The 12,192-nt window shown below is 55.1% G+C and carries 14 protein-coding genes; 10 read left to right on the forward strand and 4 right to left on the reverse strand.

Annotation, left to right across the window (positions count from 1 at the left end; all coding sequences use genetic code 11):
- Nucleotides 1-58: 58 nt before the first annotated feature.
- The 3 genes from greA to rsmA form a co-directional block, all read right to left on the reverse strand.
- Nucleotides 59-532 carry a transcription elongation factor GreA gene (greA, locus tag Q4G72_RS12440; protein ID WP_054412511.1) on the reverse strand — a complete coding sequence of 158 codons (474 nt, stop codon included), beginning with the start codon at nt 530-532 and terminating at the stop codon, nt 59-61.
- Between the two features lie 129 nt (nt 533-661).
- Nucleotides 662-1,603, reverse strand: a complete 942-nt coding sequence (locus Q4G72_RS12445; RefSeq protein ID WP_303311744.1) for an NAD(P)-dependent oxidoreductase — start codon at nt 1,601-1,603, stop codon at nt 662-664.
- Between the two features lie 59 nt (nt 1,604-1,662).
- Nucleotides 1,663-2,454, reverse strand: coding sequence for a 16S rRNA (adenine(1518)-N(6)/adenine(1519)-N(6))-dimethyltransferase RsmA (gene rsmA, locus Q4G72_RS12450; RefSeq protein ID WP_303311745.1), 792 nt, complete (start codon nt 2,452-2,454; stop codon nt 1,663-1,665).
- Nucleotides 2,455-2,624: 170 nt separating this feature from the next.
- Between rsmA and Q4G72_RS12455 the strand changes: the two genes are divergently transcribed.
- From Q4G72_RS12455 to accC, 10 genes are all read left to right on the forward strand, one after another.
- Nucleotides 2,625-4,079: a leucyl aminopeptidase family protein gene (locus tag Q4G72_RS12455; protein ID WP_303311746.1), complete on the forward strand. Its 1,455-nt coding sequence runs from the start codon at nt 2,625-2,627 to the stop codon at nt 4,077-4,079.
- A gap of 63 nt (nt 4,080-4,142) precedes the next feature.
- Nucleotides 4,143-5,162 (forward strand): 4-hydroxythreonine-4-phosphate dehydrogenase PdxA, encoded by a 1,020-nt coding sequence (gene pdxA / locus Q4G72_RS12460; protein WP_303311747.1) that lies wholly within the window; start codon nt 4,143-4,145, stop codon nt 5,160-5,162.
- A 135-nt stretch (nt 5,163-5,297) separates the two neighbouring features.
- Complete coding sequence (locus Q4G72_RS12465) at nt 5,298-5,666, forward strand: helix-turn-helix domain-containing protein (RefSeq protein WP_054412501.1); 369 nt, start codon at nt 5,298-5,300, stop codon at nt 5,664-5,666.
- A 76-nt stretch (nt 5,667-5,742) separates the two neighbouring features.
- Nucleotides 5,743-6,279, forward strand: a complete 537-nt coding sequence (locus Q4G72_RS12470; protein ID WP_303311748.1) for a YceD family protein — start codon at nt 5,743-5,745, stop codon at nt 6,277-6,279.
- Between the two features lie 43 nt (nt 6,280-6,322).
- Nucleotides 6,323-6,544, forward strand: coding sequence for a 50S ribosomal protein L32 (gene rpmF / locus Q4G72_RS12475; protein WP_121236918.1), 222 nt, complete (start codon nt 6,323-6,325; stop codon nt 6,542-6,544).
- Between the two features lie 75 nt (nt 6,545-6,619).
- Complete coding sequence (gene plsX, locus Q4G72_RS12480) at nt 6,620-7,561, forward strand: phosphate acyltransferase PlsX (protein ID WP_303311749.1); 942 nt, start codon at nt 6,620-6,622, stop codon at nt 7,559-7,561.
- Between the two features lie 58 nt (nt 7,562-7,619).
- The gene (locus Q4G72_RS12485) at nt 7,620-8,633 is read left to right on the forward strand and encodes a beta-ketoacyl-ACP synthase III (RefSeq protein ID WP_303311750.1); all 1,014 of its coding nucleotides are present in this window, start codon (nt 7,620-7,622) and stop codon (nt 8,631-8,633) included.
- A gap of 148 nt (nt 8,634-8,781) precedes the next feature.
- Nucleotides 8,782-9,345, forward strand: a complete 564-nt coding sequence (gene efp, locus Q4G72_RS12490) for an elongation factor P (protein WP_121236915.1) — start codon at nt 8,782-8,784, stop codon at nt 9,343-9,345.
- Nucleotides 9,346-9,373: 28 nt separating this feature from the next.
- Complete coding sequence (gene accB / locus Q4G72_RS12495) at nt 9,374-9,865, forward strand: acetyl-CoA carboxylase biotin carboxyl carrier protein (protein ID WP_303311751.1); 492 nt, start codon at nt 9,374-9,376, stop codon at nt 9,863-9,865.
- 107 nt (nt 9,866-9,972) lie between these two features.
- A complete protein-coding gene (accC, locus tag Q4G72_RS12500) occupies nt 9,973-11,316 on the forward strand; it encodes an acetyl-CoA carboxylase biotin carboxylase subunit (protein WP_303311752.1) in 1,344 nt (447 codons plus the stop codon).
- A gap of 73 nt (nt 11,317-11,389) precedes the next feature.
- Here accC and Q4G72_RS12505 read toward each other — a convergent pair whose 3' ends face one another.
- Nucleotides 11,390-12,109: a pirin family protein gene (locus tag Q4G72_RS12505; RefSeq protein ID WP_303311753.1), complete on the reverse strand. Its 720-nt coding sequence runs from the start codon at nt 12,107-12,109 to the stop codon at nt 11,390-11,392.
- Nucleotides 12,110-12,192: the final 83 nt, after the last annotated feature.

The raw sequence follows: 12,192 nt of genomic DNA on the forward strand, positions 1-12,192 counted from the left end.
TGGCCTCTTGTAGATTAGTTTTTAAGCGCGGCAGTAGTAGCTCCGCACTTCAACCCGACTAACGGGAAATTTCCAGAATCTCGAACTGCAACTTGCCAGCGGGCACAGTAATTTCGGCCGTATCACCAGCGGATTTGCCCAGCAGACCTTTACCAATCGGCGACTTCACGGAAATCTTACCGGCGGCCAGGTTGGCTTCTTCCTCAGCTACCAGTGTGTAGTCGAGCACCATGTTGTTTTTCAGATTCTTCAGCTTCACCTTGCTCATAATGAGCACTTTGGTAGCATCCAGGTTGCTTTCGTCCAGCAGACGAGCGTTGCCCAATACTTCCTCCAGCTTGGAAATTTTCAGTTCCAGGTGACCCTGCGACTCCTTGGCGGCGTCATACTCGGCATTCTCGCTCAGGTCGCCCTTGTCGCGTGCTTCAGCCAGCTGGCGGGCGGCCTCGGCGCGGCCGCGGATTTTGAGGTCCTGCAGTTCGTCCTTGAGTCTTTGCAGGCCTTCCGGGGTATAATAGTTGACAGTAGACATGAGCGTGAGATGGTAAGCTAAAAAACAAGGAGAACGGTCAGCAGTGCCGACCGTTCTCCCGATACAGGTTTGAGACAAATATACGAACCTGCCACTAATGTTGCCATAGGCTGGCTCCCGAAGATTCCTTTACGGGCGCAGGAATGCCGCAATTTTATGAGCCAGCACCTGATTAATGCGCTCATACGACTGGTGCGTCCAGCCCCCAATATGCGGCGACAGCACCACGTTAGGGGCAGTTGCCAGAAACTCGAAGCGTGCATGCTGCTCCGGCGAAAGAGCCGGAAGTTTTTCATTTTCGAGCACATCCAGGGCCGCGCCCCGCACCTGCCCGCTTTGCAGCGCCCGCACCAGGGCCACGTGGTCCAGCACCTCCCCACGGGCCGTATTTACCAGCCAGATAGGGTTCCTGAAGCCGCTCAGCAGCCCTTCATTTACAAAATGATGGTTGGCCGCGAAATACGGAATATGCAGGCTCAGTACTTCGGCCCGGGCTTGCAGTTCAGCCAGCGTAACGGCACTGGCAAAGCCGCCGGTGTCGCAGAACGGGTCGTGGTCATAGGTCAAAACCGTGCAGCCAAAGGCAGCCAGGCGGCGCGCAAAGGCCTTGCCCATGTGCCCGCACCCGAGGATGCCCACGGTTTTGCTGCCCAGCTCCTCGCCGCGGTTGGCCTCGCGGCGCCACTGTCCCTGGCGTACTTCCTGGTCGGCGCGAGTGATGTTGCGCAGCAGCGCCAAGAGCAAGCCCAATGTATATTCACCCACGGCGTCGCGGTTACCTTCCGGCGCGTTCAGCAGGGTAACCCCGGCAGCTATAAGGGCATCCTCGTCAATGTTATCCACCCCGGCCCCGGCCCGGGCCACGTAGCGCAGCTGGGGACCGTGGGCGAGCAACGCGGCCGTAATGCGCAGCTTGCTGCGCACCATCAGGCCGTCGTAGGGGTGGGCGGCCAGGGCGGCGGGTACTTCGGCCGCGGTCAGATCAGGTCGGTAATGCAGCTTCACCCCTATTTCTGCCATATAATCGGGCAGGCTGGGGTGCATTTCATCGATAACTAGACAGAGAGACACTGGCTGAATTTTCTACAACTATTGATGAAGTATGCGGTAACGGTGGCGGGAGAAACCAGCTAATCGTTGTGCCGGAATTTCTCCACGTGCTGCGTCAGGCCCACAAAATCAGCCACGCTCAGCTGCTCCGCCCGCTTCTCAAAAATGGAGTCTGTAGTATTCTCTGGCAGCATGCCAAAGGGCTTTAAGGCATTGCGTAGCGTTTTGCGGCGGGTGGAAAAGGCCTGTTTTACTACTTTAAAGAACAGCTTCTCGTCGCAGTCCAACTTTTCGGTGGTGTTGCGGGTGAGGCGAATAACGGCCGACTGCACCTTGGGTGGCGGGTTGAACACGTGCGGCGGCACCGTAAACAGGTACTCTATTTTATAGTAAGCCTGCAAAAGCACGCTCAGAATGCCGTAGGTTTTGGTGCCGGGACCTTCCGCCAAGCGGTCAGCTACTTCCTTCTGAATCATGCCTACTACCTCGCGCACCTGCTGCCGGTGAGCCAGCACCTGAAAGTAAATCTGGGTGCTGATGTTGTAGGGAAAGTTACCAATGATGCTGATGGGCTGATCATTATAGAGCTTACCCAGATCCATCTTCAGAAAGTCGGCGGAATGAATGCGGCCATCCAACGAAGGGAAATGCTGCTGCAGATAAGCCACTGATTCGCGGTCAATTTCTACTACCGACGTGCGGTACTCCGTGTGCTGCAGTAAAGTACCCGTCAGCACGCCCATGCCCGGGCCAATTTCCAGCACCTCGGTTACGCCATCGGGCAGCTGCAACGACTCCACAATGCGTCGCGCAATGTTTGGATCGGCCAGAAAGTGTTGACCGAGGTGTTTTTTGGCTTTAACTGAATCCATTTTCAGGGAAGGTAAGGCGTGGGATGAGGCGGCAGGCCGTAGAGTACGTATGTAGCATTCTGGTGAGCAAACTGGGGAAGAAGGCACGCTACTCAAGTCAGCCTTTCTCGTACCAGCATCTCACTTCTGTAAAACAGCTACCTTGCACGCCCTCAAAGATACGTCTGACTATGTCGCTTCAGCTCGCCTACGCCACCGAATTCCCTAAAAACGCCAACACGGTTTTCCTGCTGCCTGCTGGCACCACCACGCTGCCCCAGGAAGCCACCGCTGATTTACCTGCCCAGGCCCTCCAGTTTGTGGCCGATCAGCTGGCAGCTGATAACAAGCTGATTTCGCTGAATCATTACTCGCACCGCCATTATTATGTAGTGGCTGCCGATAAAAAGACACCCTATCAGGTAGCCGAAGATTTGCGCAAGCAGGGCCACAAGCTCCACGCCCAGCTGAAAGCCGACAAGGTAAAAGAAGTCTTCGTGCAGGATCTGACAGCTGATGGCGCGGGCGCGCTACCCTTTGCCGAAGGCCTTGCCCTCACAGCCTACCAATTTGAAGGCTATAAAACCGATGCCAAGTCGAAAGCCGCGGCCGAGCTCACATCCGTGCACCTCTCCGCCCCTAACCTGACAGAAGCTGCCGTGCAGGAACTGGCTAACATTGTGGAAGGTGTTGTGCTGGCCCGCGACTTGGTAAATGCACCGCTGAATAAGCTGAACGCCATTCAGTTTGCCGAGCGCATGGCCGAGGCCGGTGAGCAGGCTGGTTTCCACACCGAAATTCTGGATCTGGTGCGCATCGAAGCTCTGCGCATGGGCGGCCTGCTGGCCGTGAACCAGGGCAGCCCCGAGCCGCCCACATTCACCATTATGGAATACAAGCCGGCAGATGCTAAAAACGACAAGCCGTTTGTGCTCGTCGGCAAAGGCGTGGTGTACGACACCGGCGGGCTAAGCCTAAAGCCCACCCCCGGCGGCATGGACACCATGAAGTGCGACATGGCCGGTGGCGCCGCCGTAGTAGGCACGCTTTATGCGCTGGCAAAAAACCAGGTGCCCCTCCACGTCATTGGGCTGGTTCCTGCCACCGATAACCGCCCCGGCGGCCTGGCCTTTACCCCCGGCGACGTGATTACCATGTACAGCGGCCTGACCGTAGAAGTCTTGAATACGGATGCCGAAGGCCGCCTGCTGCTGGGTGATGCCTTGGCATTTGCCAAAAAGTATCACCCCGAGCTGGTAGTTGATGTAGCCACCCTGACTGGGGCCGCTGCCCGCGCCGTGGGCAAAGAAGGTATTGCCGCCATGGGCACCGCCGAGGATGACACGATGGCTGCCCTAAAAACCGCCGGTAACCGCGTGTATGAGCGCATCGTGGAATTCCCGCTCTGGGAAGAGTATGCCGAGCACATCAAGAGCGACATTGCCGATCTGGCTAACCTGGGCAAGGCCGAAGCCGGCCAGATTTCCGCCGGTAAATTCCTGGAACGCTTCACCGAAGGCTACCCCTGGATTCACCTCGATATTGCCGCCCCCGCCTACCTGGCCGCCCCAGATAGCTACCGCGGCAAAAACGGCACCGGCACGGCCGTACGCCTGCTCTATGATTTCCTGAAAGCGAAGGCATAAAACGAATAGCCGGTTTCCCGTCTTCTTCGTTGCTACATTTGCCTAACCTTACACTTCTAGATAATGCTCCCACGCATTGGTATTTCCGTCGGTGACCTGGCTGGCATCGGGCCGGAAATCATTTATAAGACGTTTCTCGACAGCCGCCTGCTCAAGTATTGCACGCCCGTAGTGTACGGCACGGCTACCGTCCTTTTCGATGAGTTTCCGGTAGATGAGCAGGCCGGGCACCTCACTTTCCGGCAGGTGCGCTCCGCTGCCGATATCGACCCTGGCAAGCTAAACGCGGTAACCTGCTGGGAAGAGGATTTTGCACTCACGCCGGGCCAGCCCAGCGCTGCTAGTGGTACGGCTGCCCGGCAGTCGTTGCTGGCGGCCGCCCGCGACCTGAAGGCAGGTTTGCTGGATGCGCTGGTAACGGCGCCCATCAGCAAGGAAAACACCCAGGCCGATGACTTCCGCTACCCCGGCCACACCGAGTTCCTGACCAGCTTTTTCGGTGCGCCCGAAAGCCTGATGCTGCTGGCAACCGAAGACCTGCGCGTAGCCACCGTTACGGGCCATATTGCCCTAAAAGACGTGCCGGGCAAAATCACCAAGGAGTTGCTGGCTACCAAGCTGCGGATTCTGCTGAACTCCCTGAAGAACGACTTTGGCATTCGGAAACCCCGTGTGGCAGTACTCGGCCTCAATCCGCACGCCGGTGAAAATGGCCTGCTGGGCACCGAAGAACTGGAGATTGTGCAGCCCGTGATTCAGGACTTTCTGAATGATGGGCACTTAGTTTTCGGCCCCTTCCCGGCCGATGGCTACTTCGGCACCGGTCAGTTCCGGCAGTTTGACGCCACGCTTTCTTTATACCATGATCAGGGGCTGATTCCCTTTAAGACCTTGGCTTTTGAGCGAGGAGTGAATTATACGGCGGGCCTACCTGTTATCCGTACTTCCCCCGACCATGGCACTGCCTATGGCTTGGCTGGCTCCTTCCGCGCTGATCCAACTTCTTTCCGGGAAGCACTATACATGGCCTGCAATCTGGTGCGTGAGCGGGCAAGTCAGGTTGCTGTAAAGGAGAAAAGATAAGGCACCGAAATAAGCACATAAACGAAACAATCTTTCCAAAATTGAAATTTTGTTTGCGGTTTTAAAAATTCAGCCGTAGGTTTGCATCCTCAAATCCGGAGGATGCTTTGCCGGTTTGCTTTTTATCTGCTTTCCATGACGCTCAACACCCCTACTGATTACCGTACTGCGCTCCGCCGACTGGACGCGCTGGTAGCAGCAGGCGTGGAAGGGAATGCCGCCTTGGAAGCCGAGTTTCGGGAGCTGATTATTGCTCTGGACACGTATGAAAGCAAGCTGGGTCTGCTGCCAATTCCCAATCTACCGACCTCCCTGGCCGAAATGATTGAACTGAAACGGCAGCAGATGCGCCTGAAACAAAAGGATCTGGCGCAGTTGCTGGATGTACCCGCCGGGCGCCTCTCCCAGATTTTGAGTGGCAAACGGCGCGTTACGCTTGACTTGGCCAAACGCCTGTACGAACGGTTAGGCATTCCTTCCGATTTCATTTTAAAGAACGCCTGACCCTCTGTCATAAGCCGCTTTAACTTTTAGGAAAGCGGAAATATTCCTACTTTTGCCGCCTGCTATTACCCAATCTGTGAAAAAGGACGCACAATTTGATTTGGCTATTGCCAAGCTCGCGCTTAAAACGCATCCGTTTGCGTTTGAGCTTGACCGTGCGTTTTTCGAGCGGTTCGAGCAGAATATCATTCAGGATGGCAACCTGCACGTGGACCTGGCCCTGACCAAGACCGAGCGGGTGCTGACCTTGGATTTTCACATTAAAGGCACCGTGAAGCTGATCTGCGACCGGAGCCTCGACGAGTTCGATTACCCCATTGACGTGCAGGAGCAATTGCTGGTGCGCTACGGTGATAAGGTGACCGAGCTGGACGACAATGTGCTGCAGATTACTCCGGAGACACAGACGCTGCCCATTGCCGAGCACCTCTTCGATTACATTGCCTTGGCCTTGCCCATGAAGAAGCTGCACCCGCGCTTCCAGAATGAGCCCGACGAAAACCCTGACGCCGACAGTACTTTTATCTTTAGCACCCGCTCGCAGGACGATGCGGATGACGATGATGAGGATACCACGGACCCGCGGTGGAACGCTTTGCGCAACCTTAACTAGTTTTCTCTCGATTTTTCTTTGTTTTTTCTACTGACTTTTACTCATGGCACATCCTAAGCGGCGCACCTCCAAAACCCGTCGCGACAAGCGTCGCACCCACCAGAACCTGACCCCCAAGGCTATTTCTATCTGCAATACCACTGGTGAGTTGCACCTGCGTCACAAGGCTTATGTGGTTGACGGCGACCTGTACCTGCACGGTAAAGTAGCTATTAAGGGTTATGCTCCCGTAGCTACCGCCACCGCTGCTCCCGACGAAGAATAGCCCACCGCTCTTCCTCGTTTTGCCGGCCCCAGGCCGGAGTGCTCTCCCGACCATAGACCCCTTGAACTTTCGTACATGAAGATAGCCCTGGACGCAATGGGGGGCGATTTTGCTCCCCAGGCTGCCGTCGACGGCGCTGTGCTGGCCGCTGGTTTGCTGGCTGGCAAAGCTCAGATTGTGCTTATTGGCCAGGAAGATGCCGTGCGGCCCCTGCTGGAAAAGCATGGGCCCGCGGCTGCCAGCCTTATTCTCGTTTCTGCCTCGCAGGTAATTGAGATGGGCGAACATCCGGCCAAAGCCTACCAGCAAAAACAGGACTCCAGTATTGCCGTAGGCTACCGGATGTTGCATGCCGGCGAGGTAGAAGCCTTCTGTTCTGCTGGCAACACGGGCGCTATGCTGGTGGGAGCCATGTTCAGCGTAAAACCTGTTCCGGGTGTACTGCGACCCGCCATTGCCAACTTTGTTCCGAAGCTGGCAGGCGGGTTTGGTATTATGCTGGACGTGGGCGCCAATGCCGATTGCAAACCCGAAATGCTGGAGCAATTCGGCGAGTTAGGCTCCTTGTATGCCCAGTACGTGCTGGGTATTGCGCAGCCCAAAGTGGGCTTGATGAACCTGGGTGAGGAAGAAGGCAAAGGCACCGCCATTATGCAGGCCGCGCACCAGCTGCTGAAAGTAAATCCGCACCTGCACTTCATCGGCAATATTGAAGGGCGTGACCTGTTCAACGACAAAGCAGACGTAATTGTCTGCGACGGCTATACCGGCAACGTGCTCTTGAAAATGGCCGAGTCAGTGTACGAAATCATGGCGGAGAAGAAGATGCATGACCCCTTCTTCGACAACTTTAACTACGAAGCCATTGGCGGAAGTCCCATCCTGGGTATTAACGACAATGCCATTATCGGACACGGAGTGAGCACGCCGCAGGCTATCTGTAATATGCTCATGCAAGGTTTCCAGATGGCCGATTCCGGCATATCAGACCAGATAAAAAGCACCTTCAAGTCCTAACATGACGAAGTCCGGCCCCGGCCGGATTTTTTCTTAGCTGCGTTTTCTTCTTTTTTCGATGAATATCACTGCTGCCATTACCGGAGTAGGTGCTTACGTACCTGACTACGTGCTGACCAACAAAGAGCTCGAGACGATGGTAGATACCAACGACGAGTGGATCTTGAGCCGCACGGGTATCCAGGAGCGCCGCATTCTGAAAGGCGAGAACCAGGGCACCTCGGTTATGGCTATTAAGGCGGTGCAGCAGTTGCTGGCCAAGACGAATACCAAGGCCGAGGATATTGACCTGCTGATTTGCGCCACCACCACCCCGGACCTGGTTTTTCCGGCTACGGCCAACATTATTTCGGCGGCCATTGGCGCCACCAAGTCATTTAGCTTTGATATGCAGGCCGCTTGTTCCGGCTTCCTGTATGCCCTGGCTACGGGTGCCCAGTTTATCAAAACGGGCACCTACAAAAAGGTTATCGTAGTGGGCGCCGACAAGATGTCGAGTATTATCGACTACACCGACCGTTCTACCTGCATCATTTTCGGCGACGGCGCCGGCGCGGTATTGCTGGAGCCAAATTCGGAAGGCCTTGGTTTGATTGATCAGGAACTGCACTCAGACGGCAACGGCGAACCTTTCCTGCACCAGAAAGCGGGTGGCAGCCGCCGCCCTCCTTCCCTGGAAACGGTCCAGAACCGGGAGCACTACGTGTACCAGGAAGGCGCTACGGTTTTCAAATTTGCCGTGAAGAACATGGCCGATGTAGCCGCTCAGGTAATGGAGCGCAACCACCTCACCCACCAGGATGTGGCGTGGTTGGTCCCGCACCAGGCCAACAAGCGCATTATTGATGCCACTGCCCACCGCATGGGCGTAGGTCCGGAAAAAGTGATGCTGAATATTTACAAGTATGGCAACACTACTAACGGTACCCTCCCGCTCTGCCTGGCCGACTACGAACAGCAGCTGCACAAAGGCGACAACCTGATTCTGGCGGCCTTTGGTGGCGGCTTCACTTGGGGTTCCATTTACCTGAAGTGGGCCTATGACCCAAAACCTGCCGCGCAAAACGCCTGATTCTGGCGACTCTCACGCGGAAAACTTCTATACTTGCACCCGCTTCTGTTCAGAATTACAAATTATGACCGGGGCAGCCCACCGCTTGCGTTTCTCCCCAACCACTCATAATTCATAATTCTGAATTTCTACCTCAGAATTTACTACCATGGCCACAACCGCAGATTTTCGCAACGGGCTCGTCCTGAACTACAACGGCGACCTGCACGTCATCACTGAATTCCAGCACGTGAAGCCTGGCAAAGGTCCGGCCTTTGTGCGGACCAAGCTTCGTAACATCAAAACGGGTCGTGTTATCGACAACACGTTTAACGCTGGCGTGAAAGTAGAAACGGCCCGCGTAGAGCAGCGCCCTCACCAGTACCTATTTAAGGACGAATACGGCTACACTTTCATGGATAATGAGAGTTTTGAGCAGGTAGTACTGCCCGAAGCCATGGTGCCCTTTGCTGATCTGATGAAGGAAGGTCAAGTAGTGACCATCCTGTTTCACGCGGAAACCGAGCAGCCCCTCACAGCCGAGCTGCCCACGACCGTAGAGCTGGTGGTAACCTACACGGAGCCCGGCCTACGCGGTGATACCGCTACCAACACTCTGAAGCCCGCTACCGTGGAAACCGGCGCGCGCATTCAGGTGCCGCTGTTCATCGATACCGATACCAAAATCCGCATCAAGACCAGCGACTACTCCTATGTCGAAAGAGTTAAATAAGCAGCCGAAACAGCCAGCCGCCCCACCCATGAAAGCCAAAGAACTCCAGGACCTCATTGATTTCATCGCCAAGTCAGGTCTGAACAAAGTCAACATTGAAACCGAGGAGTTCAAAATCTCGGTGCAGCGTGAGCCTAACACCAGAATAGTTGGTGGAACTATGGCTCCTGCGGCAGCACCAGCACCACAGGCCGCCGCACCAGCGTCAGCCCCTGTGGCCGCTGCTCCAGCCCCAGCCGCTGCGCCCGCCGCTGCCCCTGCTCCTGAAGCCGGCGGTAACTATGTACCGCTGAAAGCCCCCATGATTGGCACTTTCTACCGCAGCAGCAGCCCGGAAACCCCGGCTTTTGTGCAGGTAGGAGACCTGGTGGAAAAAGGTCAGGTTATCTGCATCATCGAAGCCATGAAGCTTTTCAACGAAATTGAAGCAGAATTGTCCGGACGTGTGGTGAAGGCCATGGTGGAAAATGCTTCGCCCGTGGAGTTCGACCAGCCGTTGTTCCTCATCGAGCCGATGTAATTTTAGAACTTAGAGGTGAGAGCTTAGAGCTTGGACTCCTGAACGGGCATGTTTCCGCTTCATAGTCTGGCCTCTGGGCTCTCACTTCTCACATCTATACCAGAGCTGTGTTCAAGAAAATTTTGATTGCCAACCGGGGCGAAATTGCGCTGCGTATCATTCGTACCTGTAAGGAAATGGGCATTAAAACGGTGGCCGTGTACTCCACCGCCGATAAGGAAAGCCTGCACGTACGCTTCGCCGATGAAGCTGTGTGCATTGGCCCGCCTTCGTCTACGCTGTCTTACCTGAACATGCCTAGCCTGATTGCGGCGGCCGAGATTACCAACGCCGACGCTATTCACCCGGGTTATGGTTTCCTGTCGGAAAACGCGGAGTTCTCGCGCATTTGCCAGGAAAACGGCATCAAGTTCATCGGGGCTTCGCCTGAGATGATCAACCAGATGGGCGACAAGGCTTCGGCCAAAGCCACCATGATTGCAGCCGGCGTGCCCTGCATTCCAGGTTCAGTAGGTTTGCTGGACTCCGTACAACAGGGCCTCAAGATTGCGGCTAAAATTAAATACCCCGTCATTCTGAAGGCCACGGCTGGCGGCGGCGGGCGCGGCATGCGTATTATCAACTCTGAAGACGAGTTTGAGAAGGCCTGGAACGATGCCCGCACCGAAGCCAAAGCCGCTTTCGGCAACGACGGCATGTACCTGGAAAAGTTTGTGGTGGAGCCCCGCCACATTGAAGTACAGATTGTAGGCGACCAGTACGGCCGCGTATGCCACCTCTCAGAGCGGGACTGCAGCATTCAGCGCCGCCACCAAAAGCTGGTGGAAGAGGCTCCTTCACCCTTCATGACCCCCGAGTTGCGGGAAAAGATGGGTAAAGCAGCCGTAGCAGGCGCCAGTTCTATTGGCTACGAAGGCGTAGGCACCATTGAGTTTCTGGTAGATGCCAACCGTGACTTCTACTTCATGGAGATGAACACCCGCATTCAGGTGGAGCATCCTGTGACGGAGGAAATCATCAACTACGACCTCATCAAGGAGCAGATCAAAGTTGCGGCCGGCATCCCAATTTCGGGCCGCAACTACGAGCCGCAAATGCACGCTATGGAGTGCCGCATTAACGCCGAAGATCCTCAGAACGGTTTCCGTCCCTCACCCGGCAAAATTACTACGCTGCACATCCCCGGCGGCCACGGGGTGCGCGTAGATACGCACGTGTATGCCGGCTACACCATTCCGCCCAACTACGACTCCATGATTGCCAAGCTCATCACCGTGGCCCAAACCCGGGAAGAGTGCATTGTGAAGATGAAGCGGGCCCTGTCGGAATTTGTTGTGGAAGGCGTGAAAACCACCATCCCCTTCCACCTGAAACTGATGGACGACGAACAATTCAAAGCAGGCAACTTCACCACGAAATTCCTGGAGTCATTCGACTTTACAAACCTGTAAGCCCAGACTTATAGTGTTAAAAGAAAAGCCCGCCATTTCTGGCGGGCTTTTCTTTTGGGCGGCAAAGTAGCGGCTAGTAATTGGCCTCGGTTGCAGGCAAATCAATCAGAATAAATTGAGCGTCTTTGGAAGCACGAATTTCCAGCACGTACTCATCCGTCATGCGGGCCTGGTCGTTGGGGCCCAGTTCAGTTCCGTTCACGTAAATGGTGCCTTGCTTGATGTAGAGGAAAGTGAGGCGAATGGGAAACGTCTTAAACGTTACGGTCTTTTCCTCGTTTAAATTACACCAGTATACGGTGGTATTCGAGTTCATATACACCACGTCTTCCAGCACTTTCTGGCCAGAAACAAGCGGAATGAGCTCATTTTTAGTATCCAGGAAATCTACGTCCTTTTGCTCGTAGCTGGGCGCCAGGCCTTTCTGATTGGGCAAAAACCAGAGTTGATAAATATGTAGCGGCTTTTCGCTGCGGTTAAATTCGGCATGAGCCATGCCGGTGCCGGCCGTCATACGCTGCACTTCGCCTTTGGTGATGGTAGTTCTGTTTCCCATCGTGTCTTCGTGCGTTACTTCGCCTTCCAGAACCAGCGTAACAATTTCCATTTCGGCGTGAGGGTGCTGCGGAAAACCGGAATGGGGCGCAATGTTGTCATCATTAAAGACACGTAGCGGGCCAAACTGCACGTTGTTCGGATCAAAATAATCGGCAAACGAAAACAGGAAATAGCTACTGAGCCAGTGTACGGGAGCAGCATGATACCTGTCGGAGGAGGGAATGTATTTAAGCATAGGGATGAGGCTAAGATGATAAAGGGCACTTACGCAGGCAATCCTCCGGAAGTTAAGTTTATAGCTTAGCTAGCATAAACCAA

The organism is Hymenobacter sp. BT730, from assembly GCF_030542105.1.
In the GTDB taxonomy this organism is placed as follows: domain Bacteria; phylum Bacteroidota; class Bacteroidia; order Cytophagales; family Hymenobacteraceae; genus Hymenobacter.